General features: G+C 70.1%; 27 protein-coding genes and 1 pseudogene. 22 read left to right on the top strand and 6 right to left on the bottom strand.

The features are described from left to right. The 6 genes and pseudogenes from ACFYXH_RS40650 to ACFYXH_RS40625 form a co-directional block, all read left to right on the top strand. A pseudogene (locus tag ACFYXH_RS40650) lies at window positions 1-478 on the top strand (XRE family transcriptional regulator); the annotation flags it as partial. Then, window positions 475-1,020: a flavoprotein gene (locus tag ACFYXH_RS40645; RefSeq protein WP_389574400.1), complete on the top strand. Its 546-nt coding sequence runs from the start codon at window positions 475-477 to the stop codon at window positions 1,018-1,020. The pseudogene ACFYXH_RS40650 and the gene ACFYXH_RS40645, both read left to right, overlap by 4 nt. Window positions 1,021-1,516: 496 nt before the next feature. Continuing rightward, window positions 1,517-2,725, top strand: a complete 1,209-nt coding sequence (locus tag ACFYXH_RS40640) for a hypothetical protein (protein ID WP_389574397.1) — start codon at window positions 1,517-1,519, stop codon at window positions 2,723-2,725. A 210-nt stretch (window positions 2,726-2,935) separates the two neighbouring features. Then, complete coding sequence (locus ACFYXH_RS40635; protein WP_389574394.1) at window positions 2,936-3,109, top strand: hypothetical protein; 174 nt, start codon at window positions 2,936-2,938, stop codon at window positions 3,107-3,109. A gap of 401 nt (window positions 3,110-3,510) precedes the next feature. Beyond that, on the top strand, window positions 3,511-5,109 hold the full coding sequence (locus ACFYXH_RS40630; RefSeq protein WP_389574391.1) for a hypothetical protein: 1,599 nt from the start codon (window positions 3,511-3,513) through the stop codon (window positions 5,107-5,109). Beyond that, entirely contained in the window at window positions 5,106-5,909 is an 804-nt protein-coding gene (locus tag ACFYXH_RS40625; protein ID WP_389574388.1) for a hypothetical protein, read from the top strand. Before ACFYXH_RS40630 ends, ACFYXH_RS40625 begins: the two co-directional genes overlap by 4 nt. Window positions 5,910-5,937: 28 nt before the next feature. Here ACFYXH_RS40625 and ACFYXH_RS40620 read toward each other — a convergent pair whose 3' ends face one another. After that, window positions 5,938-6,345: a hypothetical protein gene (locus ACFYXH_RS40620; RefSeq protein ID WP_389574386.1), complete on the bottom strand. Its 408-nt coding sequence runs from the start codon at window positions 6,343-6,345 to the stop codon at window positions 5,938-5,940. A 725-nt stretch (window positions 6,346-7,070) separates the two neighbouring features. On the opposite strand from ACFYXH_RS40620, the gene ACFYXH_RS40615 reads away from it, so the two are divergent. After that, complete coding sequence (locus tag ACFYXH_RS40615; protein ID WP_389574384.1) at window positions 7,071-8,012, top strand: hypothetical protein; 942 nt, start codon at window positions 7,071-7,073, stop codon at window positions 8,010-8,012. Window positions 8,013-8,549: 537 nt separating this feature from the next. Here ACFYXH_RS40615 and ACFYXH_RS40610 read toward each other — a convergent pair. From ACFYXH_RS40610 to ACFYXH_RS40600, 3 genes are all read right to left on the bottom strand, one after another. Continuing rightward, window positions 8,550-8,672, bottom strand: coding sequence for a hypothetical protein (locus ACFYXH_RS40610; RefSeq protein ID WP_389574381.1), 123 nt, complete (start codon window positions 8,670-8,672; stop codon window positions 8,550-8,552). 222 nt (window positions 8,673-8,894) lie between these two features. Next, on the bottom strand, window positions 8,895-9,797 hold the full coding sequence (gene dapF, locus ACFYXH_RS40605) for a diaminopimelate epimerase (RefSeq protein ID WP_389574378.1): 903 nt from the start codon (window positions 9,795-9,797) through the stop codon (window positions 8,895-8,897). A 19-nt stretch (window positions 9,798-9,816) separates the two neighbouring features. Then, window positions 9,817-10,056, bottom strand: a complete 240-nt coding sequence (locus ACFYXH_RS40600; RefSeq protein WP_389574375.1) for a hypothetical protein — start codon at window positions 10,054-10,056, stop codon at window positions 9,817-9,819. A 117-nt stretch (window positions 10,057-10,173) separates the two neighbouring features. Between ACFYXH_RS40600 and ACFYXH_RS40595 the strand changes: the two genes are divergently transcribed. From ACFYXH_RS40595 to ACFYXH_RS40575, 5 genes are all read left to right on the top strand, one after another. Beyond that, window positions 10,174-10,932, top strand: a complete 759-nt coding sequence (locus ACFYXH_RS40595) for a GntR family transcriptional regulator (protein WP_389574373.1) — start codon at window positions 10,174-10,176, stop codon at window positions 10,930-10,932. Between the two features lie 91 nt (window positions 10,933-11,023). Beyond that, window positions 11,024-11,929, top strand: coding sequence for a hypothetical protein (locus ACFYXH_RS40590; RefSeq protein WP_389574371.1), 906 nt, complete (start codon window positions 11,024-11,026; stop codon window positions 11,927-11,929). Window positions 11,930-12,091: 162 nt separating this feature from the next. Then, window positions 12,092-13,120, top strand: a complete 1,029-nt coding sequence (locus ACFYXH_RS40585; RefSeq protein WP_389574368.1) for a dihydrouridine synthase — start codon at window positions 12,092-12,094, stop codon at window positions 13,118-13,120. A gap of 389 nt (window positions 13,121-13,509) precedes the next feature. Next, window positions 13,510-14,028: a hypothetical protein gene (locus ACFYXH_RS40580; RefSeq protein ID WP_389574365.1), complete on the top strand. Its 519-nt coding sequence runs from the start codon at window positions 13,510-13,512 to the stop codon at window positions 14,026-14,028. A gap of 123 nt (window positions 14,029-14,151) precedes the next feature. After that, window positions 14,152-14,814 carry a recombinase family protein gene (locus ACFYXH_RS40575; protein WP_389574363.1) on the top strand — a complete coding sequence of 221 codons (663 nt, stop codon included), beginning with the start codon at window positions 14,152-14,154 and terminating at the stop codon, window positions 14,812-14,814. 128 nt (window positions 14,815-14,942) lie between these two features. On the opposite strand, the gene ACFYXH_RS40570 is transcribed toward ACFYXH_RS40575, so the two are convergent. Continuing rightward, complete coding sequence (locus ACFYXH_RS40570) at window positions 14,943-15,824, bottom strand: hypothetical protein (protein ID WP_389574360.1); 882 nt, start codon at window positions 15,822-15,824, stop codon at window positions 14,943-14,945. 155 nt (window positions 15,825-15,979) lie between these two features. On the opposite strand from ACFYXH_RS40570, the gene ACFYXH_RS40565 reads away from it, so the two are divergent. After that, window positions 15,980-16,459, top strand: coding sequence for a DUF6233 domain-containing protein (locus ACFYXH_RS40565; RefSeq protein WP_389574357.1), 480 nt, complete (start codon window positions 15,980-15,982; stop codon window positions 16,457-16,459). Between the two features lie 33 nt (window positions 16,460-16,492). On the opposite strand, the gene ACFYXH_RS40560 is transcribed toward ACFYXH_RS40565, so the two are convergent. Continuing rightward, window positions 16,493-16,693, bottom strand: coding sequence for a hypothetical protein (locus ACFYXH_RS40560; protein WP_389574354.1), 201 nt, complete (start codon window positions 16,691-16,693; stop codon window positions 16,493-16,495). Between the two features lie 493 nt (window positions 16,694-17,186). On the opposite strand from ACFYXH_RS40560, the gene ACFYXH_RS40555 reads away from it, so the two are divergent. The 9 genes from ACFYXH_RS40555 (at window position 17,187) to ACFYXH_RS40515 (ending at window position 24,928) form a co-directional block, all read left to right on the top strand. Continuing rightward, complete coding sequence (locus tag ACFYXH_RS40555) at window positions 17,187-17,882, top strand: hypothetical protein (RefSeq protein ID WP_389574352.1); 696 nt, start codon at window positions 17,187-17,189, stop codon at window positions 17,880-17,882. 39 nt (window positions 17,883-17,921) lie between these two features. Then, window positions 17,922-18,392, top strand: a complete 471-nt coding sequence (locus ACFYXH_RS40550; RefSeq protein WP_389574349.1) for a DUF6247 family protein — start codon at window positions 17,922-17,924, stop codon at window positions 18,390-18,392. Beyond that, a complete protein-coding gene (locus ACFYXH_RS40545) occupies window positions 18,389-18,745 on the top strand; it encodes a hypothetical protein (RefSeq protein WP_389574348.1) in 357 nt (118 codons plus the stop codon). The genes ACFYXH_RS40550 and ACFYXH_RS40545 overlap by 4 nt, the downstream gene beginning before the upstream one ends. A gap of 568 nt (window positions 18,746-19,313) precedes the next feature. Then, window positions 19,314-20,504, top strand: a complete 1,191-nt coding sequence (locus tag ACFYXH_RS40540; RefSeq protein ID WP_389574344.1) for a DUF6884 domain-containing protein — start codon at window positions 19,314-19,316, stop codon at window positions 20,502-20,504. 46 nt (window positions 20,505-20,550) lie between these two features. Further along, entirely contained in the window at window positions 20,551-21,729 is a 1,179-nt protein-coding gene (locus ACFYXH_RS40535) for a hypothetical protein (RefSeq protein WP_389574341.1), read from the top strand. Window positions 21,730-21,809: 80 nt separating this feature from the next. Further along, window positions 21,810-23,000 (top strand): hypothetical protein, encoded by a 1,191-nt coding sequence (locus tag ACFYXH_RS40530; protein WP_389574338.1) that lies wholly within the window; start codon window positions 21,810-21,812, stop codon window positions 22,998-23,000. Further along, window positions 22,993-23,394 (top strand): hypothetical protein, encoded by a 402-nt coding sequence (locus tag ACFYXH_RS40525; protein ID WP_389574335.1) that lies wholly within the window; start codon window positions 22,993-22,995, stop codon window positions 23,392-23,394. The genes ACFYXH_RS40530 and ACFYXH_RS40525 overlap by 8 nt, the downstream gene beginning before the upstream one ends. A 55-nt stretch (window positions 23,395-23,449) precedes the next feature. Further along, entirely contained in the window at window positions 23,450-23,965 is a 516-nt protein-coding gene (locus ACFYXH_RS40520) for a hypothetical protein (protein ID WP_389574332.1), read from the top strand. Window positions 23,966-24,037: 72 nt separating this feature from the next. Beyond that, window positions 24,038-24,928, top strand: coding sequence for a hypothetical protein (locus ACFYXH_RS40515; RefSeq protein ID WP_389574329.1), 891 nt, complete (start codon window positions 24,038-24,040; stop codon window positions 24,926-24,928). The last annotated feature ends 152 nt before the right edge of the window (window positions 24,929-25,080 follow it).

Raw genomic sequence — 25,080 nt, 5'->3', positions numbered from 1 at the left:
GGCGGCCGCGGCCGCCGCCGAAGCCGACGACCGCAACCCTGCCTCTCACGCCCGACAGGTCCCCGACCACCTCGACCAGGCCGATGAGCACGCCGACCGGCTCGGTGCCGACGACAACCGGCTGTGGACGTCCTTCGGCCCGACGAACGTGTGCCTGTACCGCGTTGCCGCGCACGTGCAGCTCTCCGAGGGGGCGGACGCCGTCGCGGTCGCGGCGGGCATCCCCGCCCAGGCGTTCAGCAATCTCCCCAGGGAGCGCCGGGCGCACCTGCTCGCCGACCGCGCCCTCGGTGAGCTGCAGGCCGGACTGCGCGAGAAGTCCGTCGACACACTGCTGCAGGCCGAGGCACTGGCCCCCGAAGAGGTCCAGTGCCGGCCCCGCACGAAGACGACCGTCGAGAACCTGCGTCTGCTCGGAGCCGGTTCCGCCGAGGGCCGGTTGCGCGGACTTGCTGATCGCTGTGGACTGCCCCGGTGACGAACACTCTGTACTTGATCGCCTGTGCCGCCCCGCCCGCCCGCCGCCTCCACGTGCCCATTCGCGCGGCCCAGGAAGCTGGTTGGGAGGTCTGCGTGATCCTCTCGCCGTTCGCGTACCGGTGGGCCTCCGAGGACGCCGAGGGCGAGATAGAGGCCCTGCAGAAGCTCACCGGCCACCCCGTCCGGCACCAGTACAAACTCCCCAGCCAGGACGACGTGCTGCCGCCGCCGGACGCGCTGCTCGTCGCCCCACTGACCAGCAACACGGTCAACAAGTGGGCCGCGGGGATCAGCGACACCCTCGCCCTTGGGCTCATCACCGAGGGCATCGGACTTCAACTGCCCATCGTCGCCCTGCCGCACTGGAACAACGCCCAGGACGCACACCCCGCCGTCGCCCGCAGCGTCGAGACCCTGCGCGCCGCCGGCGTCACCGTGCTGCTCGGCGAAGGCGGATTCGTACCGCACCGCCCCCGGCACGGCGACCTCGACGCCTACCCGTGGCAGGCCGCCGTCGACGCCCTGCCCGCCCTGCCCTGACCGTCGGACAACCGTCTCCCACGGGAGACACCCGCCCGAGATTCCCCCATGCACATGGGGAATTAGTGGAACGAGGCGCCCTCGACGACCAAGATCTCAAAAACGTGGGTTAAGGGGAGTCGTCGCAGGCCACAGGCCCGAAGACACAGACGCGGGGCTCCGCCCCACACCCCGGCCCTCCTCGGAGGGGGAGGGGGCTCATGGGCGATCTTGCGGTGCGTGGGTAGCAGGGGTGGGGGCGAGCTGCGGTGCGGACCCCTCCCCGAACGGGCACCCAAGGGGAGGACAGCCCGCCCCGGGCCGCAAGGTCGTACGTCCTCGCTTCGCTCCGGGCGCTCCACCTTGCCCCCCGACACGATCTGACCTGCGCGAGCGCCGCCCGATCGAGGAGGGAACCACACCGCTCACGAAGTCCCGTACGGCAGGCGCCGCGTGGCCGAGGCGGACGCCGCAGAAGTCGACCAGCTGCGAACGGGCCAGCGGATACGGTGCGTATGTGCAGATCAACGGGGCGCAAGAACGACCGGGGACCGCGCTGCTACTGGCGGCCGCGCCCACGGGCAAGGGCAAGCTCACCGAAGCGAGCAGTGTGATTCCCGTGCTCGCCGCCGTATCGCCGGCCGCGCTCGCGGGCACCGCGGCCGCCACGCTCATCGAACTGGCGGACCCTGTCGACCCGCAGGCCGTGCTCACCCGTCTCCGGGGCGCCGCCTCCACCGAAGGCCCGCTCACCGTCGTGCTCGTCGGCCAGCTGCAGCTCGACCGCCGCCAGCAGAGCGTGCACCTGGCGCTTGCCCGCACCACGCCCTCGACGATCCGCTACACCGCCCTCCCGTGGGCCTGGCTCGTCGCCGAGCTGCAGCAGCGCCGCCCGGACACGACCACCCTGTACGTGGACCTGGTCGCCGCCGCCGAGGTCTGGCAGCAGCTCGACGACGAGCCGCTCCCGCTTCCCGGCGGAGCCCGTACGTACGGCGTCATAGCCCCGCCGCCCGGCCGCCGGCGGATAGCCCACCCCCGCTATACGCACGCCCTGGCCCAGATCCTGCGCACCGGGCAGCGCTCCGCACCCGACCAGCTGCACCACGAGGCCCTCCGCCGCGCCGCCGTCGAGGACGCGCTCGTCCTTGGCCCCGAGCAGCCTGCGCCCGCCGTGAACGCCACCCTCCCGCCCGCGAGTTCGGCCACGGCCGCGCCGGTCCAGCTCCCTCCGCCACCGCCCCGAGCCCAGCGCACCGTCTCGCCCGTCTACCATCCCAGCGCCGCAGTGATACCCGTCGAGCACGACCCGCACGAGCAGATCGCCGCCCTGTCGAAGGCAGGCCGCCACCAGGAGGCCGTCGCCATGGCGGCCGCCGCCGAACAGCGCGCCGTGCAGACCTTCGGCGCCGACACGTTCGCCGCCGTGCACTGGGTCGAGGTCCGCGCCCATCTCGCCTCGGTCGCCCAGGACCCGGGCCAGTCCTGCCTGTTGTGGCTCCAGGCCGCCCAGACCCGGCTCGACACACTGCAGCAGGCCCCCGACGCGCACGACGTCGAGGGCGCCGTCGACCGGGCCCACCACCAGTGGGACCGCATCCGCGACGCCGCACACGCCCGCCAACTGGCCCCGCAACTCGTCGCCCTCCGCCGCCGTGTGCCCGGCCGTCAACGCGGCGCCCTGCAAGTCCTCCAAAAGAAGCTGGAACGGCTCCAGTCCGCCTGACCTGCTTCCCGCCTGACGAGAAGTCACAAATTTCTCGCCCATCCCACGGGAAAACCCGCGCGACACGCCCGCGCTGCTTGCGTACATGAACCGCAATGCGGAATGATCACGACCATGGCTAGGCCCTACGGAAGTCGAGACGAGCAAGATCGCGGGTACGTGCCGCCGGTGAGGGACAAGAAGCGCCAGGGACTGGTTCGGCTTTCGCCGATGGTCCCGGCTGAAGTCCATGCGCAGGCGTACGAGAACGCGAAGGCTGCAGGCGTCAGCATGGGCCGGTACCTCGCGGAACTGATCAGGCGGGACCAAGTCGATGACAACGGCCGTCCCGTATGGGCAGCAGAAGCGTTCGGCGACCACGAGCAGGTTCCCCTGACCGGATAGCCGAAGCCCAGACAGCAGAAAGGCCCCGGCCACGGCCGAGGCACTGACGCTCGTCGAGGGACTCGAACCTCAGATCCCCATCTTCGGTCTGAGTCCCGTTCTACCTAGTTCACCCAGCAAAACCGCCGGACTACCCGCCCGGCAACCAAACCGGCCGACTCCCAAGTCGGCCACCCGCCCGAACCCGGCCCGCAGATGAGTTGGCGCTCACCCAACGGCCACAAAGAACAGGAGGCCACCTAAGAACCCAAAAAAGCCCAGGTCAGAGCCGGTTTCCCGGTTCTTTTCCCAGCAGGCCCTCCGTCGGAGGGTCCCGTTTTTGTTGCTTTGTAGACCCATAAGGTGGTGTCCCCATCGTAGCGGACAGCTGCGGTGTCAGCCCAGTGCGCCCAAGTTCCGGTGTGTCCACGGAGTTGGCCGCGCACGGCGTGTCACGTACGGATGTAGAGCCCCAGGACGGCCCCGAGCTCGTCCTGCGCGTCCCCGTGCTCCGCCTCACCACCTGGTACCGGATCGCCGAGATCGCGCGGTACCGCGGAACGCTGCCCGAGACGAAGTTCCGCCTGGCGAAGTTCCTGAACTCCCAGCGCCTCGACCCGGCGACCGGCCGTGTCGAGGGCCGGTACGGCACGGAGCAGGTGGACGGGGGAGTCGCCCTGTCCGAGCGCTACGCGTACGTCCACGAGGTCGGTACAGACCGGTTCTGGGACGACCTCAAGGGCCTCAAGGCGTACGGGCTCGCCGAGCGCATCGTGGCGCCGGCCCCGGGCCGCCGCGCGGTCTACGCCCTGTGTCTTCGGGCTGACGCTATCCCCTCCGACCTCCCCGAGGACCTGATGCGCGAGCTGCGTGTCTGGGACCTCCCCGAGGCCGAGGACCCGTACGACGGCGCCGCCTACGGCCGCCTGACCACCCGTCCGGCGCCCGACGTCGAGCCCATGATGGTGCGCGGCAAGAACCCCGAGACGCAGCGGATGCTCGACGAGCTGGCCGCTGCTCCGCGCTGGGAGCACCCGGCAGGCTCCAAGGCCGCCGTGGTGGCCGGGACGATCCGCGAGGGCTCCAAGCGCCTCGGAGACGCCGCCCCGGACCTCCGCTGCACGGCAGTGGCCGACCGCGACCGCGCCGCCGAGATGACCGCCCGAGTCCACCGCCTGATGGCTCTTGGGGCTAGTGGCAAACCGTCCCCTCTATACGCGAAGGGCTTTTCACAACTAGTTGGTTTTTCTTCTAACGGTAGTAGTGGGCTGAACCCGTCGAACGGGATGAAAAAGACAGAAACGACGCCTTCGGCGGCGCCTGGAAAGGGGGTTGGCCAGGCTTTCGGGGACAGCCTCAGTGGCATTGCCAGCAGTGTCCAGCGCCGCGTGTGGCACTCGTGGCGAGCCCAGTTCGGCCGGGGCAAGGTGTTTTTGTCTGCGCCGACCCCGGAGGAGCTGAGCAGGTCACACACGGGCTCGCCGTGGACGGACCTGCATCACACGATCGTGATTGCCCTGCGCCGTGGCGGTACGGAGTCCCAGCTCGTCGAGATGCTGACCAGCAATCTGATCCGCCGCGATGAGTGGGGCCTGGTCACGTTTGAGGCCGACAACCTCGGCAGGCTCGCCGGATACCGGCTGTGGAGGTTCATCAACTCGCAGAAGAACGCGCACGGCTACGGCCGCCGCCGCCATGTGCCGCAGGCCGCCCATGTCACCGCGTGGGACGAGTCCACCTCGGCCGAGCGCGACCGGGCGAGGGCGCAGGCGGCACGGGAGATCGAGCTGCGCCGGGAGATGGCCCGCGTCGAGGCCGCCGCCGAACAGCGCGCCGAGCATCACGAGCGCTGGCACCTGTCCCGCTTTGCCACGGAGCCGGAGCACGTCCACCTGCAGCAGCTGGAGGAGCGGCACCGCATCGAGCGGCCCGCCCCGCGCACGGCCGACTCGACTCACGCCGCTGCCCTGGCCAAGGCCCGCGCCGAGAAGCGTGCCCGCAAGGGACTCGGCCCCCGGTGAACGACCAGGCCCGTACGGTGATTGAGGACCGGTGCCACCAGGGACCGGCGCACAACGGAGGGGACAGGGCCATGGCGCTGGCCGTACGGATGAGCGCGGAGGTCGAGCAGGCCCTCGGCCCGCAGATGGCCGTGCAGGCCCGGGGCATCACCGAGGGCACGTGCATCGAGTGCCGCGAGCCGCTGGACGACGGGCCGGCCAACGTGGTGCTCGGCCAGAGCATCGTGGGCGCGGCCGGCGGCATCTGGTTCGCCCACGACCGCTGTGCGCCGTCGCGCATCATCCCGCTGAACGCCGAGGCCACGGCCGCGCTCGTGCGGCCCGAGGACGGGCTCGACATGACGATGGCCGCGGGCATCGTGGACGGCTCGCCCGTGCTCGTCGCCCGCATGGTCATGACGCCGCTCACCGACTCCGGCACCCACGGCGCCGAGCCCCGCAACGTCTTCATGCAGGCCCTGCTGGAGAGCGGCTTCCAGATGGTCACCGCCGAGCTCGACGCCGAGCCGCTGCCGGAGTGGGTCGCCGTGTTCCAGCCCCATGGACGCGACCTGCAGCTCATCGTGCTGAACCCGGTGGGGGAGAAGTTCTTTCACGGCACGTTGCCTCGACCGCCCGCCGGGTGGGTCAAGGCCGTGCTCGACGGCCGCCAGGTCCTCCTCCTTGGCGGAGACATCGGCGGTCGCCACGACGACGAGCCGGACCAGCTGCGCAAGGGCCTGGCCGTCGCCGCCAGCACGGGCCAGCTGGCCGGCGCCCGCATCGCGTGCGGCCGCGCCGTGGACTACGGGCTCGCCTAGCCGCCAGGCGAACCCCCCGCCGCCAGCCCTACAGAGGCGGAGCCTGGCCAAACTCACCCCGCGCGGGCTCAGGGCCCTCCGCCTGCGTGAACGCGGTCATTTTCCAGCCGCCTTCGGCCCACTTGAGCTTGATCGTCATGGTGAACCAGTTGGTCTTGACGGGAGCTTTCGAGTCCTTGCCAGTCACGCCGAAGAGCCCCGAGCACCAGACAGCCACGGTCGCCGTATCGCCCTCGTACGCCTTGACCGTCGTCCCGGCGGGCATCGTCCTGCTGACGAAGACACCGCCCTGCGGTGGCCTGCCGCTCGCGTCCAGGCCGATGCGCTCGTTGAACGCAGCCGAGTAGTCGGCATCAAGGCCCGCCTGCAGCTCGCCCCGCTCGGCCGGATCGGCGATTGAGTCCACGATCGCGTGCCGGGCGGCCGGAGTGAACATGCTTTCCCCGCCGAGGGTCGCCGCGTACCGAGCGGCAGCGCCCGCGGCCCCTCGCTCACTGCGGACCGCGCCCGCGTCCGAGGAGCTGTCAGCGGATGCTGCAGGCGCCGGGCCCGCCCCTCCACCGTTGCCGCCGTCCCGGCCTGCGAGAGCGATAGCGCCGACGAGGACGACGACAAGCCCGGCCGAGGCTATGAGAGTGCGACGAGAGCCGCGAGGCGGTCGAGGAGACGCCATCGAGGGACGCAACCGCCGTTCGACCCATTGGTAGCCGTTGCTCGCGTCCATCCCGTACGCCCCTCCCACGTGGTCATCAACGCGCCACGGTAGCCCGGCCGTTGGTTTCCGGGAGCACTGAGGTGCCACTCCCCGCCACAGCGTGCGACCCTCGTATTCCGTTCTGTTGCCTGGGGGTTGATGTGTCCGCACGTACCGCGGCCCGTGCATGTGTCTCAGCCGTTGCTGGTGCCGCCGTAATGCTGATCGCCGTGGCATCGAGCGCCCACGCCGCACCCACACCCACACCCTCCCCCTCACCGACAGAGAACAAGTGCGACCTGATCAAGGGCCTGGCACGGGAGTACTGCGAAGACGGCACGACCGGCGGAGGAGGAGGCCCAGCGCTCGACGACCCCGCGAACGCACTGGACCCCCTCAAGGCCTTGGCGGACGGATTCGCCAAGGCGTCCGCGTGGACGGTGGATCAGCTCTCGAACGCGGTGAGGGTGACCGGCGACGTTGATTTCGCCAGCGGCAGCTTCGTGAAGACGTACGGGATCGTTTTCGCGGCCTCGGCCTTCTTGACGATCTTGCTGTGGCTGTGGGCCGTCACCAAGCGCGCCGTACGCGGTGTGCCGCTGACCCGGGCAATGGGCGAAGCGGTCGGGCTGCTGTGGCTGACAGTGCTCGCAACCGCGTTCACCCCGCTGGTCCTCTACACCGTGGTTGCGACCGTCGACAGCATCACCGATGCGCTCGCCGGCGGCAAACCAGGCGCGCAATTCTTCGACGCGTTCTCCGCAGCGCTGCGCAAGGACGACAGCGGCGGCAGCAGCAGCGGCGGTCCGATCGTGCGCATCATCCTGGCCGGAGTGTCGATCCTGGCCGCCGGGGTGGTGTGGCTGGAGCTGGTCGTGCGCAGCGCGCTCCTCTACGTCGGCGCCGTGCTCGGCACGATCGTCTACGCAGGGCTGGTCGACCGAGACCTCTGGGGCCGGGTCCGCCGATGGGTCGGCATGATGGCGGCGATCATCCTCGTGAAGCCAATCATCGTCATCGTGCTGATGCTCGCCTCAGCACTCTCCGGCGGTCAGCCGAACACCAACCCGGCCAACGCCATCATCTCGGGCCTGGCCATCATCGTCATCGCGATCTTCGCCAGCGCGATGCTGTTCAGGATGATCCCGGGCATGGGCGACGACATTGTGGCCGCCCGCCGCGACAGCTACGACCCGGCCAGCAAGCAGGCCGCAGCGATCGTCACCCGACCGGTGGCGACGATGCGGCAGGGCATCAGCACGCACGCTGATAGGGACTCCGTCGCCCGGCCGAGTCAGCCGGCGCAGACCTCATCGGCCAGCAGCGGAATCAGCGCCCACGCCACCCGGCCCGCAAAATCCGACGTACCCCGTCAGGACAACCGCGGCGATACGGCCCGCCGTCGCTGACACGGTCAGGAGGGGGGCGGGTTGTTGAGGCCGATCAGCACGCCGATCACGATGATGGCCAGCAGCAAGTAGAACTTGCCCTTGAGGCTCATCAGCCTCCCCCTCCGTCCGCGCCCGCCAGGCGGCCGGCGCCCTCAGCTGCTCTGCCGTGTCGGCACCACGGTACCGCCGCCCACCAACTCCGCGTCGCGGCAGGCTTGTTGCCACTGGCAGATCCGGCCGTACACGGTCTCAGCCCGTCCAGTACACCGACCAGCGCTTGACCGGACGGCGATGGCAGTCCGAAACAGGCCCAGGAAGGGGTCTGTGCGCTCGTGTGGCGTCCTCAAGGTCTCGGAAGCCGAATCAGTATGGCGTGTAGGGCGAATTATTCGCCCGCAGAAGTTCGCGAATCCAACGCGGATTGTGGTGTCGGATTGTAGATTGGCCCATGCCCACCGTTACGCACGACACAGTGCGTACGGGGAGCCAGGAAAGATAGAGGAAAGAGAAGAGCCCGAGGCGGCGAACCGCCCCGGGCGTGATGGCGGCCCTGAGCTAGAGCCAGAAGTTGCTGGTCACTTCAAGGAGCAGGTGGCAGCCTGCCCGGATCAGAAGCTTCTTGACGTTCTTCTTGCTCGGGGCCCTTCTCTTGCGCGGCTTCCGATGACGTCCGGCCATATCTCACCTCCTTCCATGGACGAAGGTGTGGCGCGGCGTGACGGTAAGTCACAGCAGAGCCGACGATATTCGGGCCGAACCCCGGCCGTCAGCCAGATCCCCGAATTGGCGTCAGAAGCCGTTCCAAGCACGCGGGTTCCCTTGCGCACTCCCGCGCCGGGCGGGCGGAGAATCCCCGGTGCCGAGGCCGCCGGACCCGCCGCCCCCCGCCCTGCCACAGCCTCAGCGCCCAGCCACCGCATGGCGTGAGGCCGCCACGGAGGTGAGTGCCGTTGTGCCGTGAGCGACGATCTCAGCGGGGCCGGTGAGGTCCATGGAGCCGTCGGCGGAGAGCTCGATCCGCAGTCGGCCGCCAGGAACGTCCACGGTGTAGGAAGCGGTCGCCGGGCGCGTGCCGTGGCGCAGGACGGCGGCCGCGACGGCGGCGCAGGCACCGGTTCCGCAGGCTCGGGTTTCGCCGACACCGCGTTCGTACACGCGCAGGGCGAGGTGCCCGGGGCCGCGAGGGATGACGAATTCGACGGTGACGCCCTGCGGGTAGGCGTCGGCCGGCTCGACGGTCGGGGCGGTGGCCAGGTCTCCGGCGTGGGCCAGGTCGTCGACGAAGACGACAGCATGAGGGTTGCCCATGTCGACGTGCAGGGCCGACCAGCGCCGTCCGGCGACGGTGACGGTGATGCGGTCGGGGCCGGGCAGCCGGGGGCGGCCCATCCGTACGCTCACGTCGCCCTCGAAGTCTGGGCTGCGGCGGGGGACGTGGGCCTGGCGGGTCCCGGCGCGGGTCGCGACGGTGAGAGTGCCGGGCGGGCAGAGGCCGGTGTCGACGAGGTAGCGGGCCATCACACGCAGGCCGTTGCCGCACATGGCGCCCTTGCTGCCGTCGGCGTTGCGGTAGTCCATGAACCACTGGGCCTCTCCCGCCATGGCGGAGGCTTCCGGCTCGGCGGTGCAGCGCACGGCGCGCAGGATGCCGTCGGCGCCGATGCCCGCGCGCCGGTCGCACAGGCGCGTCACCTCGGCCGGGGGCAGGGTGAGGCGCCCGTGGGGGTCGGGCAGGACGATGAAGTCGTTTTCGGCGCCGTGTCCTTTGGCGAAGTGGCTGACGGTGCGGGAAGGGCGGGTCATGGGGTGGGGTGTCCTCTGCTCACTCGAAGCGCAGCCAGGCGATCTGGCCGGTGTCGGTGTCGGTGAGGCCGAAGGTGGTGCCCAGGTCGAGAACGGCGAGGAGTTGCTGCCAGTGCTGCAGGAGGTCCTCGGTCACGTCGGTCTCGATGCGGACCGCTCCGGCCTCATCGAGGACGCGGGGCGGGACTCCGGTCAGGGCAGTGAGCTGTGTGATGGCGTACGTGATCGCGGTGTTCTGGCGGTCGTAGCCCACGGACACCCACATTCACATTCGATCAGCCGACGATTACGCAAAGCGTTTCTAGTTAACTAGCTTCTGGTTAGTGAACTAGCTTGTCAATGCGTCGTATAGGCAGCAACGCGGGCAAGGAGAGGCATGGCTGACGGCAGCTCAGGAGGCCACGCCCCCTACCTGCAGGTGGCTGCACAGATCCGATCCCGGATCGCCAAGGGCACTTGGTCTCCCGGCGACCGACTCCCCTCCCGCGGTGAGCTGGGATCCGAGTTCGGTGTCGGGGAGAACGTGATCCGGCGGGCGCAGGAGCTCCTGATCAGCCAGGGCCTCCTCGAAGGCCGGGCCGGATCGGGCACCTACGTCCGCGCTCCGCTCCAACGCCGCACGCTGCAGCGCACGCCAGCGGTGGACTACTCCGGGCTCGCTCCCGCCGGCTTCACCGGCACCTGGGAGGCCGACAGCACCGCGAAGGTCGCGGCCCCGCCGGAGATCGCCGCCCGTCTCGCAGTGGAGCCCGGTGACCTGTGCGTCCGCACCGTCTACGAGTTCCTGGCCGCACGTCAGCCGGTCATGCTGGCCACCAGCTGGGAACCGATGGCCATCACCGGCGGCACCGTGGTGGTCCTGCCCGAGGGCGGCCCGCTCGCCGGACACGGCATCGTCGCGCGGATGGCGCACCTGGGGATCACCGTCGCCCGGGTGGTGGAGAGACCGCGACCGGTTCATGTCGACCGCGACCAGGGCCACTTGCTGGGCATCGCCACCGGATCGCAGGCCACCCTGATCGAGCGCACCCACTACGACACCGGTGGTCGACCGCTGGAGACGGCAGACGTCCTCATTCCGGCCGACCGGTGGGACATCACGTACGACATCGCCCTGCCCACGGCGGGCACCTGACCGCTCACCGGGCTTCTTGTGGGGGATGCGGCAGCCCGGGAATCATGAACACCGCGCGGCCCCAAGGCCGTTCGAGGGGGAGGATTTCTTCATGCCTGAACAGCGCAGCGATCCGATCGGCAGGGTCACGAACGCGCTGGGCTCGCCCGCGCTCGGCGCCGTGGTCGGTATCGCCGGACTGGCCGTCCCCGTCATCGGGTGGGCGGTGGAGCGGGTCAACGTGAAGGTGCTGCTGCTCGTCCAGAGCGTGCTCATCCTGGTGCTGGTCGCAGGCCACCTGTGGATGCGCAAGGCGTACATTCACCTGCGCAAGGCCAATAACCTCAAAGCCATGGATGACGCCCGGTACTACGACCTGGTCCGCTCCCAGCTTGAACGGGAACTCATCTCCGACTACGGCGAGATCGCCGACGGCCACCTTCGCGTCTACGCCAGCGAAGTCCCCCGCCTGTCCGTGCTGCTGATCAAGACCCTCACCGAGGCGCACTCCGAGCCTCAGCGGATCCTGGCAGCCGACCTGACGACCAACCCGGCGCTGCTGACCCAGCGCCGCGAGTACATCGCCGCCAACAGGCGCTTCACCGAGGCCGGCGGCCGCATCGACCGGCTGTTCATCGTCTACCGCGACGACCTGGTGAAGGCGGACTTCGCCGGTCCGCTGCTGGAGCTCATCGGTCACCATCGCGACCTCGGCGTCACCTGCGGGCTCGCCGTCCGCGACCGGCTGCGCGCGGACCAGGCCGTCGACGTCGTGGTCTTTGCCGCGGCCGCCGTCCTGGTGGAGGAGGAGCAGGGGGACGCCGAGTACAACCGCGGCCGCAGCAGCGTGTACTTCAAGGGTGTCGAGCGCTGGACCGGCCGCTTCGAATCGGTCTGGGGCCACGGCGCCGACTCCGCCCCCCGCATCCTGCAGGCATACGAGGCCGCCGTCCGGCCCATGCTGGACGCGGGCGCCTGGGACGACGACCGCGCCGCCCGCACCGTCGACACCTTCTAACCCCAAGGGCCTGACCGCCCCGAGCAGCAACCAGCCCCGCGGCCCCCGTCTCCAGATGGGGGCCGTTTCACGTTCCTGCAAAGCGAGCTCAAGCTAGTCCACTAGATGTACGGTGCGTGATGATCGGCGGGACGTGCCCGCCCCCTTGCTCGGGAACCGCACATGCTGCTCGCCTTATCCGTCATCACCGCCGGCGCCGCACTGCGCCAGCTCGACCGCGCGCACTTCGCCTACAGACGCCCCCGCACCGCCAGCTCCGCCCAGCTCATAGCCCTTCAGCGCAACCGCGCCAACAACTGGACCCCGACCCTCCTACTGGCCGGGCAGTGGCTCCAGATCACCGGATGGTGGATGCTCGCCGCCGACGGGCCCCTGCCCGCCGCGGCGGCCGCCGTCGCCGTAGCCGTCCACTTCCGTCATCTGCAGGAGATCAGCCACTTCGCCGTCCACGGCGTCCTCGCCCGCTCTGCCCGCGCCAACCTGCTGCTCGCCGAAGCACTCGCCCACCACCCGCTCGCCTTCGGCCCGGTCACCATGCGCCGCCAGCGGCACGTCCGCGACCACCACCCCAACGCCACCGTCGTCGGCACCGACCCCAATCTCGCCGAACTCCACCAGGCCGGACTCCACCCCGGCACCACCCGACTCCGGTTCGCCGCCGCACTCGCGCACCCGCTCACCGCACGCGGCATCCGTACCACCGCCGTCGGTATCGCCGCGGTCCTGCGTCACCCCGGCGCCTGGCACCGGGCAGCCGTGGCAGCAGCCGTACCCGTCGCTGCCTACTGCGCCGGAGGCTGGACGGCCGTGATCTGCGGCGTACTCGTGCCTCGGCTGCTGCTGTATCCCCAACTGGCCTGGCTCAGCCTCATCGTCGAACACACCTGGTTCGACCCCGAGTCCCGCACCGGCACCCCGGCCTGGGTCGAAGCCGGACGCTGCCTGCGCCTGTACCCCCGCAGCCACGTGCTCGCCCACATCGCCGCCGCCACCTGGCTCCCCTACGGCGACCTCCACCACTACGCCCACTCAGCCCACCCGGCCGTGCGCTGGAACTACCTCCCCGCCCTCGAACGCCACCTCGGCCGACCGCACTTCACCCCCGCCGCACTGCTCCTCGGCAACGGATCAGTTGCCCGCCGCCACCTGCACGCCCTGACCCGGGCCGCGCACAGCAAGGCCACCTCATGACCTCCCGCACCCCTCCCGCCAGCCACGCGGCACGGCACGGCGTCTGTCCCCTATATACGGGCACGCTGCGCGACCCTCGGATGTCAGCGCCCCCGTACGGTCATGGCCACCGCCCCGAACGAGGAGCCGTGCCTGGTGACCCCCACGCCGCCGAGTAGGCAACACTGGACCGAACCCGGCGGCGTGCCAACGTCCGGCCGATGCTGCCGCCGCCGGGCCTCCCCCGCTTTGTACGAGGCCTGGCTCGCCGGCCGAAGCGCGTAAGCAGCCCGGCGGCCGCGTACGACCAGCCCGAGGCCCGCCCTCCCCGATCGAACTTCGGGGGCGCGGGCCTCGGCCATGTCCGGAAGGACTGTTACCGCGACGGCCCTGCGGCAGGATTACCCGTCATGGATTCCGCCGTCATAGCCGCGCTCATCACCACGCCCACCGCTGTCCTCGCTGCCGTAGCCGCCTACGCCGCAGGCCGTGCACAAGCGCGAGCAGCCCACCGCGGCCCCGTGGACGCCATCCGCCGGCAACACCAGCGCGAGGCATACGCCGCCCTCGTCGCCGAGGCCGCCAAGTACGAGAGCCACATGTTCCGGGTGTACCTCGGCACCATCGACCCCAGAATGCAACGCCACTGGAACGACACTCTCACCACCCAGGACAACGAAGCCCTTGTCTTCGCCGCCGCAGCAGTCCGCCTCGAAGGACCGGCGCACCTCGCTGATCTGGCCCACGGGATCGAACTCGCCTCGAATCACGTCTACGGCGCCGTGCTGGAACTCCAGGACGCCGAGGACCCCGTCATGTCTCCCGCGAACGCGAAGTTCGACGAGCGGCACAACATCCTCAAGGACAGGGCAAAGGCGTTCGTCGAAGCCGCCAGCGCGCACCTCAACGGCTCCGATGGTCGTCAATAAACCATCGTTTGTTGACGGTTGACGGTCGGGGGCTCGATTCACCCCGACGCGCCGTCAAAAACCCCGTCAAAAACCCGAGGCTTCAACAACCTCCCGAAGGCCCTTTTCTGAGAGGATCAGCGGGTGACGACGCTCTACGAACCCGACGATCTGCTCGCAGCCGCTCCGGCCGTCCTGACGAACATCCGGATCGGGTACGCCCGCGTCTCGACCAAGGGCCAGCTGCTCGACCGTCAGATCGACAGTCTCACCGCCGCCGGGTGCCGCCGCATCTTCGCCGACAAGAAGTCCGGGAAGAACGCCGAGCGTCCCGAGCTCAAAGCCTGCCACGCCTTCCTCGCGGAAGGTGACACCCTCGTCGTGCCGAGTCTTGACCGCTACGGCCGGTCCCTGCAGGACCTGGTGAACATGGTCGCCGAGCTCCGCGCCCGCGGCATCGGCTTCCAGAGCCTGCACGAGGCCCTCGACACCACCACGCCCGGCGGCCGCCTGATCTTCCACGTGTTCGCCGCCCTGGCGGAGTTCATCCGCGAACTCATCGTCGCCGGCACCCACGAGGGCCTGGCCGCCGCGCGGGCACGCGGCAAGACCGGCGGCCGCCCGACCGTGGTCAACGCCGAGCTGATCCGCGCCGCCCGCGACATGCTCCCCAACCCGGAGAACAGCGTGGCCAGCATCGCCCGCATTCTCGGCGTCTCGGTCGGCACCCTCTACAACCACATCCCAGACCTGCAGGAGCTGCGGGCAAGCCGCCTCCCCCGCCAGATCGAGCCCGCCGCCCGCTGACCCACACGGGCTTATTGCGGGGCTGACCCAGATACGAGAGATAGCCGCCATCAGTGGATCCTGAGGCGAGAAACCCACTGGTTACGGCCACCGTGTCAGGCTGGCCGCGCCACGGTGCCTGTGTGAGTTCACCCCAGGCCGATGCCCATGAGAATCGCCTGCGTCACCGCACCAGGAAGGTTCTCCCAGGCGCTCTCCTTCGCGCGCTCTAGGAACTGCCGCACTCGACCGGGGTTCGGCTCAGCGACAGCCAGCTCGCCCTGCAGCGCTTCAGCGTCGGCAACGACACGAGCCCGCGCGGTCTCCGTAATGTCTGCGCTGCTCGCCGCGGCGAGGAGCTCGCGGGCGAACTGGGCCAGCTGGTTCGGGTCGTAACCGAAGGTGTTGTGCTGGGTGTTGTAGTCGCCGATCTGAGCGGGGCCATGGACCGTGATGTGGGGCCGGCTGTCTCGCTGCTGCTCGTTCAAGAAGGTCCTCACAGAGATGGTGTTTACGGATCCGCACTCAATGCCGAGGGCGGTGAGGATGATGGCTTGCGCCTGCGAGTCGCGCCGCTCGACAGTTGCGAGCCTCTTCTCCTCGAGGTAGTCCGCAGCGCGCTGAACTTCGTCCAGCTCAAGTACGTAGTCGTAGAACCACATGTGCTTGGTGCCAACGAATGTCATGAGCTCGATTCGAGCCGCCGGGTAGAACTTCATGGCGGCCGCGATGAGCGAGTCGGCGGCGAAGTCGAACTTGCGCCGTGGGTCGTCCCGCTCCTGGGCAAACCGCTCCGCAGCAGCCACGCCGCTGGATGTGATGCGACAGGTCGTCCCGCTGGCGAAGGTGTTGTGGGTGATCACCCAGCCCCGGTTCCTCAGGTGCTCGATGAGCGTGATCGCCCGTTCCTCGGAGATATCCTGCACCTCCGGTTCGTCCTCGACGTCCACGTCGACAATGAGGTACGTGTCGCCCCTGGTCTGCTTGTTCAGCCACAGCAGAAGCCGGGCCGCATCGTTCTCAATCGTCACAGAAAGATGCTAGGTCCCGCACTGTCTCCCGTGCGTACCGCTCCAGCTCCGAGCCTTCCGGCCCGCCGTCGTACGACCAGCCGTCCGCGACGAACTGGCGGACCAATGGAAGCCCAGTGGGGCTTTCGGTCGCCGGAGCTCTCTACGGTAGGGAGATGAGCGCAGCCCCACCCCCTCCGGTCCTGGTGGTCCTCCCGGACGGCCAGGAGCTGTGCGGCCGACTTCATGAGCGGCAGCAGACCAGCCGCGCGTGGATGTACCGAGTCGGGCTGCCGATGTGGCAGACCACGGCGGAGGCGTGGGTGGAGCCCGCGGAGTACGTGGTGTGGGTGCCGGCCGACTACGTCCGGCCGATCGAGGACGTCGACTACGACCAGGTGCCCACCCACCGGTTGCCCGCCGCCCCGGCGGCGAGCCCGGCATCGGGTGGAGCCCGGTGGGCATGGAAGGTTCAGCGGCTGCCGCACCGCGGCGGCCGCCCCGGCGGGATCGTGGTGCACGTCCACGACTGCGAAGAAGCGCCCGCCGGCGGAGACGAGCTCGACCTCGACCAGGCGCTGACCACGCTGCGGCGCCCAGGCGCAGCGGCCTGCAAGAAATGCGGGGCCGCCGAAGCACTGACGCCGCTGGCGTAGTTTCCGCGAAACGACCAGCGGCGCCCGCAGCAGCTATCGGCGGATGACCACCGTCACCCGGATACCTCCAGCGGCACAGACGGCGCCGCCGACGATCGCCGCCTCCTTCGTATGGCCCGTCAGAGCCAGGAACACGACGGCAACGACGGACAGCAAGCCTGTCAGCGCGGCGAGCCAGGCGAGCAGGCGCGCATCGCGCGATGGCTCGTTTGAGGTACGGTCAGTGAGCGTCATGGGCTCCGATCTCCTCTTGCAGGGCGGTACCCATCGACTGCGAAAGGGAGATCTCAGCGAGGCCGGCCGTAGGAAGCATGGGCCGCGCAGAGGTCTCCCTTCGTCATGCCGAAGGGTTCTCGGTTGGCACACGACTCTACGCACACAGCACGACAAACCGTGGCCGTCGAGACACCACAACGCGCCTTGCAGTACTAGGAATTTGACGTTCTCCCATACCACCCAGGTACGACACATTGCGCCGCAGGTCAGAGGCTCGCCCCCGATGGGGTTTCCAGCAAAGACAGAAGCTCTGACCCGTGAAGAATGTGGTGTACGTCACTTCTGTGGTCTTTCTAAATCGTTGACCTTTTCGCAGGTCCGGGTCGGTTCTGGACTCTCCCCGGCACCCCGCATAGGTGCGGACCACACATCGGGACGTTTGCTGCCATCGACCCACGCGGGTGTGGAACGCTGATCACCCTTGTTCCACCCGTGACACCGGAGGACCAGCGTGTCCTGTAGCCGCCTCAAGCGTGATCAGCGACCGTGCCGCCACAACGTCACGGACTGGCCCGCCTACGACGACATGCCCGCCCCTGTGGTGGCCTGCTGGACTCACCTCACCGACCCCGAACGCGAGCAGTGCAAGGCCGCCCGTGAACGCCGGAGCAAGGAGAGCCGCCAGCGCTACGAACAGCTGAGGGCGGAACGCGCGGCCCGGGGTGAACCCGAACCCCAGCAGGTCTTCCGGGAGGCGCGGCCCTGCAGCGGCCAGTGCATCACCGAAGCCGACTTGTGGGATCAGGAGAATCCCGGTCGGTACTACGACCACAGCGACAGCAAGATGGTTGCGTGCGCCCGCTGCGACCAGCACGTCTGCATCCTCTGCCGGGACCGTAACCACTCCGTGGGCACCTCGTGCACCAGCCAGAGTGCCGTTCCGGACGATGAGCTCCTGCCGGAAGGGGACGAGGAGATCGACCACGGCCCGAACCCCCGCGAGTACCTCAACCACCTCGTCGACCAGCTCGCTCGGGTCACAGGCGAGCGGCACGCCACGATCAACGCCCGGATCAACCGCGACATCGGTGTCCGCAGCCGTGTCGGGGCCGAGGAGGCGTTGATCCGCCGCGCGGCCGCCGTTGCCCGTGACTGGCTCGCGGCCGAGGAGAAGGGCGCTCCGGCGGAGACCGGGCGCGGTACGTAGCTCTCGCCTCCGGCCGACTTGTCAACTAAGCTTCAAGTTATGAGCGTGATGGAGAGGAACCTGTCGGAGCTGTTGAACAAGCCGAAGGCGACGCTGGCCGCGCTCCGGGGCGCCCGCCGGATGGTGCTCCGGCGTCGAGATGACGAGGACCTGGTGTTGACGACGGCCGCGCGGGCCGAGCAGGACCAGGAGGTGATGGGCGCGACCAGCAGAATGTTCGTGGAGATGATGCGCACGCCTGCGGGCCGCACCCTGGTGCTGGACGTGCTGCCCGCCACTTTCCCGTGGGTGCGCTACCTCCCCGCGCACGACGTGCGCGAGTTCTCCGTCGAGCTGGTCGAGGCGCTGGGTGCTGCCACCGAGCTGGACAACAACTCGGCCGTCGCCCAGCTCATCACCGAGTGGCGGCACACCGCCGAGGTGCACGCCGACCCCGAGCTGTACGCCGCGCTGACCACCGACTCCGGCGAGGACTTCGGCCCCGTGCCGGAGCCCGGCGCGGCCGCGTGAGCCCCAAGCGCGGAGACCGCGCAGCACCGCCGCCCGCCGCGGACGAGTGGGACGTCCGATTCGCCAACGGCGAGGCAGCCAAGGGCTGGGAGCAACTGGGCGCGCAGGCAGCGAGCAACACCCGCGCCGCCTGGATCACCATGCGGACCGACCCGGCCCCGGCCACCCGCACCGAACGACACCACCGGCTCAAGGGCGAGCTCGCGCGCGGAACCCACCGCGGCGAGACGATGGACCGCTGGCAGATCGAAGTCACCGCCGGCGGCCGCATCTGGTACCTGGTCGACGTCGACCGGCGCACCGTCTGGATCGACCGCGCTTCGACCGGACACCCCAAGGCCACCGACCGCTAGACGAGACCGACCCACCGGGCCCCGGCTGCAATCTGCAGCCGGGGCCTTTGTCGTTGGCGCGGCGCGGTCGTACAGCCGAGGTCAGACAGACCGGCAACCGTCACATGGCACGCGTAGCCGCGAGCGCTGCCGTCTGCGGCCGGTACGGGGTGCCAAAAGACGGCAGGCAGCGGGGGAGGGGTGGCCGCTTGCGCCCGGCCAGGCGTCCGCCGCGCACAAATGGGCGGACCGCCGTACTCCCGCCGTCACGACCGCGGCCGCGTGAGGAGACCGCACCGTACGGCCGTGGCTGAGGGGGAGCTGGCAGCTGCCGCGCGGCGGCCGAGCCCGGTGTGGTCGCTCCGCGTCGGCCCGGGTCTCGTCGTGGCTGAGGAGCGTGTCGTCGGTGGTCGGCTGAGGCCCGTGGGACCCACCGCCCAAGGCCGTCGCGGCGAGCACGCGCTCCGTACGGTCGTCGATCATCCTCTGGAATCCATTGCATTTCATTGCGTTTCGTTATGCATTGCATTGACATAATGCAATGCAATGCGTTAGACTGAGGGCTCAGCCACGATGAAGGGGGCCAGAGATGGGGTTAAGGGACGAGGGCCGCTGGATCCCGCGCCGCGACGGCAGTCGGATGCGCCGGCCGCTGTTCGATACCGGATGGGGCCCGGAACGGGCCGCCCGGTATGCACGCCGGCGCCGCTCGTACGTCACGGCCTCTCGCCTGCAGCTGGACGCCCACGGTCGCGCCGAGGTGCGCCTGGACTTCCCCCGCGCCACCGCCGAGAAGGGTGTGGCCCGCGCGGACGCCGCCCGCGCCATCGCCCCCACGTACAGCCTCGAGGCCCGCAGCGTGCACCGCGAGAAGCTGGCGCTCACGGTGCACGGCGACGCCGAGGACGTCGCCCGGTTCGTGGACGGCCTCCCCCGCGTCCTCGACCACGCCGAGCAGCTGACCTCATGGGTCGCCCGCATGTACGGCAGCTGCTCCCGCCGTCCCAAGCACGCCCGCTACTTCGACGCCCTTGGCGACAGCGGACGCAGGGCGCATGCACGCGCCTACCGCGCCGTCGCGTTCCGCGTCATCGTCGACGTCCTGGTCGGCCCGGAGGACGCCGTCCTCCCCGAGGTCGACCCCGAACTGCCCCTGTGGGAGCGGCCCGGAGCCATCGCCACAGGAATCGGCCAGTACGGATGGGTCGAGATCCACGAGGCGTACGACCCAGCTGCAGCCCTGCAGCTGCTCGACGACGCCCAGCCGTTCGTCGCCCTGACCGAGCGCTGGCCGGTCGCCGACCCGCACGGCGAGCAGCTGACAATCCCGTTCGACGAATCCGCCGCCGGTCCGGTCGTCGTGATCCCCTGCTCCGGCGCGAAACTCGACCACGCCGCCGAGGCCGGGAAGCTCTACACCGGCCTCCTGCACCAGCGGGCCCGGAAGACCGCCGACGCCTTCACCGCGGCCGGCGGCACGGTCCTGGTCCTCAGCGCACTGCACGGCTTCCTGCCCCTGTCGCAGGTGATCGAGCCGTACGACCACCGATGGAAGGACCCCGGCAGCATCACCGAGGAGGAGCTGCGTGCCCAAGCCGTCGAGCTGGGCCTGATGGACGCCGAGGACGTCATCCTGCTCACCCCGGGCGAGTACACCGCGCACGCCGCCGCAGTGTGGCCGCACGCCCGGACCCCGCTCGCACACCTCGGTATCGGCAAGCAACTCGGCCGCCTGGCCGCCCTGCGCGCCAGCCCCGAGCAGTACGCAACCGCCGCGTGAACCAACCGCCCCTCGACCTCCCCAACACCCAGTAGGAGCCCCTGAGATGACCGAGCAGCCGACCGAACAGCAGGCCGTCGAGAACGAGGCCGCCAAGGCCCCGACGTGCGCGTACCCGGGATGCGAGAACCCGCCGGTCCCCAAGGACCCGAGCGTCCGGGGACAGGCCCCGAAGTACTGCTCCGACCCGGAGCACAACGCCATGTCGGCGTACCGGGCCAAGCGCAGGCAGACCGCCGGCCCCGCGGCCGCCGCCCCGGCCGCCGAGGAGGCGGACGCCGACCGCGTGGTGACCGGCGCTGCCGCCACCGCCGTGCTCGTCCGCGAGAACGTGCTCACCAAGGTCGAGGAGCTGCAGGGTGAGCTGGCCCGCTACGTGTCGTTGCTGCAGACCATCACCGACCCGGAAGCCGCCGAGGCCCAGGCGTCCGCCGCCGAGGCCCGCGCGGACGCCCGGATCGCTGAAGCCGAGCAGCAGCTCACCACCGAGCGCAGCACGCGGATCACCGCCGAGAAGAAGGCCAAGGCCGCCGAGGACGCGGAGGTCGCCGCCGACGAGGCCGCCGAGCAGGCGATCCAAGAACTCGACGCCGCCACCGCCCGGTTCGAGGAGGAGACCGCGCGCATCCGTACGGAGGCAGAGGAGCAGGTCGCGACCCTCCAGGCCGAGGCCGAGCGAGCCGTCGCGCAGGCCCACGCCGACGCTTCCGCGTCCATCGAGCACGCCCAGGAGGAGGCGGACGCAAAGGTCGCCCAGGTCGAGGAAGCCGCCGCCGAGCGGGTCCGCGTAGCCGAGGAAGCCGCCGGCAAGGCCCAGCGCGACGCCCTGGCCAAGGTCGAGGAGATGCAGGAGACCGTCGCGCAGGAGAAGACCGCCGCCGAACGCGTCAGGGCCGAAGCCGCCGACGTCGCCGAGAAGGCCCGCGAAAGCGTCCGCGTCGCCCAGGCCGCGCAGCACGACGCCGAGGAAGCCGCCCGCCGCGCCGCCACCGACGCGCAGGCCAAGGTCGACGCCGCCCAGTCTGTCGCCCAGGAACTGCGTGGCGAGCTGGAGCGGATGCGCGCCGACGCCGAGAGCAGGGCCGCCCGGATCACCGCGCTGGAGACGAAGATCGGCGAGCTGTACGAGGAGATCCGCACGGCGGAGACCCGCGCCAGGGACGCCGAGGAGAAGAACCGCGAGACCGCGCGCGAGCTGCAGGAAGTGCAGGGCCGGAAGAAGTAGGAACCAGCCAGAGAGTCGGAGTTCCGCCAATCTAGTTAACTAGATTGACGCAGAGTCACAATGCAGCGCAACCTGGTTGCATGACGAAGACTCAGGAGACCGTCGCCATGCCGCCCCAGCTCACCGTCCGCGAGACCACCCCCGACCAGGTGCCGCCCCTGCCCGACGCGGAGAAGGCCCGTCGCTACCTCGACAGCGAGGGCCGGTACGCCGAGGGCAGCCCCCACGCCAGCGCCGGGCACTACCAGAAGCTCGTACTGCACGTCCGCACCGGGGAGTTCTACTTCCACTGCGACGACTGGCGCGTCCGCCGCGACCCGAACAAGGACGACAACTTCCCGCCCGCCGAGGGTGTGTGGTCCCCGTTCCACTGGCTCCGCGTCGCCGACATCCTGCACTGGACAATCGACTCGCACCACAACGTCACCGAGCGCCCGTTCCTCACCCTCGACGAGGGCAACGAGTTCGCCCGCCAGGTCGCCCCGCTCGCCGAGGCCCTGCTGCGGAACCTGCAGCCCGTGCCCGGCACCAACGCGTACGACTGGAGCGCCGAGGCCGCCAGCGCGGGCATGGACATCCAGGCCGCTTGCACCCGCCACCAGCACCCGCCGAAGGGCCGCCGCCCCGAGCTCGTGAACATGGCCGAGGCCGTCTCGGTCTACCCCGAGCTCGTCCGCGACAGCTGGGCCACCCACGACGACAAGCAGCTCGACGAGGAGGCCGAGCACCTCAACCGGTGCGGACTGCGCCACAACCCCACCATCGCCGAGGGCCTCGGCATCGACCCCAACGCCCACCGCCCTTCGCTCGTCGGCACCCGCGCGTGGCTGTACGAGCACCGCCGCAAGGCCGCCGCCGGCCGCCCGACGATGAGCGCAGCCCTCTGGCACACCACCCACCCCGCGCTCGTCACCGCCGACACCACCGACGCCGAGCTGGAGGACGTCCCGGAGAGGGCCAGCGCGGCCACGGACGCCCAGGGCATCGTGCTGCTCGACAACACCACGGCCGTGGCGCACGACCGCCGGGCGCAGCTCCGCAAGGAGGTCCTCGACGAACTGGCGACGTACGCCGAGGCCCGCGCAGCCGCCGAAGCCCACGTGAAGAGTCACCGCGCGAACGTCTACGCCCGCCTGTACCGGGCGTTCGCATGGGAGGCCCGCCCCGAGATCACCGACACCGACCTCGGCAAGCTGGCCCACATGAGCCGCCAGGCCGTCAGCAAGCTCCGCGAGCCGCTCGACAAGGACGAGGAGACCGTCGATGCCTGACCCGATCACTGGCGAGGGGTTCAACGCGCCGTCGCCCGAAGTGGCGTACATGGGCGCCCCCGACATGGTCGAGGAGGCCGCCGACCTCACGCGGATCGCCACCCGGCTGCAGGCCGAGGCCGCAGACGCGTCCATACACGGCGAGCCGTACGAGCCCGACGAGCACGCCGGACGCCTCTACCTGCTCCGGCGCGCGGCCCTGGCGGACCGGCTGTCACTCGCACACCCGGAGGTCGAGGAGTTCCTCACCGACGCCGTACAGCTCTCCCAGAACCTGGCCCGGTTTGACCGCGAGCACGACACCCACGTCGGCCCGCACGGCCCCAGCTCGATCGAGTGGGACCCCTCGGCCAGGCCGTACGTGCGTCAGGAGTACGACCACTGGGAATGGTGACCCCGCCCGCCCAGGGCTGAACGACGAGCACCAGGACGACGACAAGGAGGAGCTGATGGCAGAGCCCGAGCCCGTGCCGTGGGCACTCCTGGCGGCCGACACCGCCACCGTCGAGCGCTACCGGGCCAAGGTCTACGACCGAGGCCCGGACCAGTGCGCCTACTTCCTCGGAGCGATCAGCAGCTCCGGCCACGGCAAGCTCCGCGCCGGGTCGAGGAAGACCGGCACCTCCCGCGTGGTCACCGCGCACGTCCTCGGATTCGTCATCGCCAACGGCGCCCAGGCTCTGGCAGCCGGCGACGTCGTCCGCCACGCATGCGACGAGTCCAGCTGTCAGCTCCCCGCCCACTGGGCATCCGGCGCACGGCTCGACAACATCCGTGACTACTACGCCCGCAGCCACCGGGCCGGACACGCCCTCGGCGATGTGCGCGGCCCGGACGGACGCGCCGTCGCCATCCGCGACGCGATCCTCACCGCCCAGGCGACCGGCGCCGATGTCGAGGCCGCCATCGCCGCCGCGATAGCAGCGGGTAACCCCTCGGGCGCCTCCCAGGACACCCTCTTCTGACCCTCCCCCGGTAACAGTTGGCACGCCCGCACGTTGATCAAACCCCATGCACATGGGGGAAGGAGTGACCGCATGACCGACCCGAAGACCGACCCGGGCCGCGAGGGCACCCGGCTGATTGCCGCGCTGGAGAAGTGCTGGGCCGCGATCCAGAAGAACCACCCCGACGTGCCACCAGTCCTGTTCATCACCGGAACCGGAATCCCGCGCAGGCAGACGGAGAAGCCCCGTCAGAGCACCGACGCACCCCGCCGCCGGCACTACCCGACCCGGGGCCACCACTGGGCCGACCGGTGGGCCGTGGCCGAGCGCGAGCAGCGGCTCGCCGAGCTGTTCGTGGCCGGGGAGACGATCCGCGACGGCGGGGAGGAGATCCTCAAGACGGAGCTGCACGAGGCGGCCCACGCCATCGCCCATGTTCGACGCATCCAGGACACCTCCAAGGGTGACCCCCGGTGGCACCGCAAGGAGTTCGCGCAGCTGGCCCGCGAGGTCGGACTGGAGCCGCCCCGCAAGAGCGAGAAGCCGTTGGGTTTCTCCAACTGCGTGCTCACCGACGCGACCCGCAGGAAGTACGCGGCGATCATCCGTCAGCTCGACGGAGCAGCCCTCCCCGGCCTCGGCGACGACCAGGAGGCCGCGGTCGAGGAGCCGCCGGCCCCGCCGGAGCCTCCCGGCTCGACCAACGGCAAGCGGGTCAAGGTCGAGTGCGGATGCAAGCCCGATCCGCGGGCGTTCCCCGTCACGCCGAAGGTCCTGGCGGAGGGACCGATCATCTGCGGACTGTGCGCGCAGCCGTTCCTCCTCCCCGGCGAGGAGGACCAGGAGGACGTCGTCGAGGACGAGACCGGCGACGAAGCGGAACCCGAGCCGCCCGCCGACGAACCCGCTGCAGCTCTCCCCGAGCCCCGCGCGGCCGAGCCCGCCGAGAGTGGGGTTTCCCCCATGGACATGGGCCGTTGACCTCCGCCCGGACCGGCCGCGCGAGCGCGGCCCCCGGGGCGCGTGGGCGGTCAGAGTTTCCCCATGTGCATGGGGCTCAGCCCGGCGCCGGCGCGCGAAGCGCGCGGCGGAATCGGCCGCCGCCGAAAATCACTCGTGGTAACAGTCGAGCC

It is taken from the genome of Streptomyces sp. NPDC002730 (assembly GCF_042888805.1).
Taxonomy (GTDB): domain Bacteria; phylum Actinomycetota; class Actinomycetes; order Streptomycetales; family Streptomycetaceae; genus Streptomyces.
The sequence above is the reverse complement of the archived record's forward strand: the minus strand, read 5'-3'. Positions and strand labels throughout refer to the sequence as shown.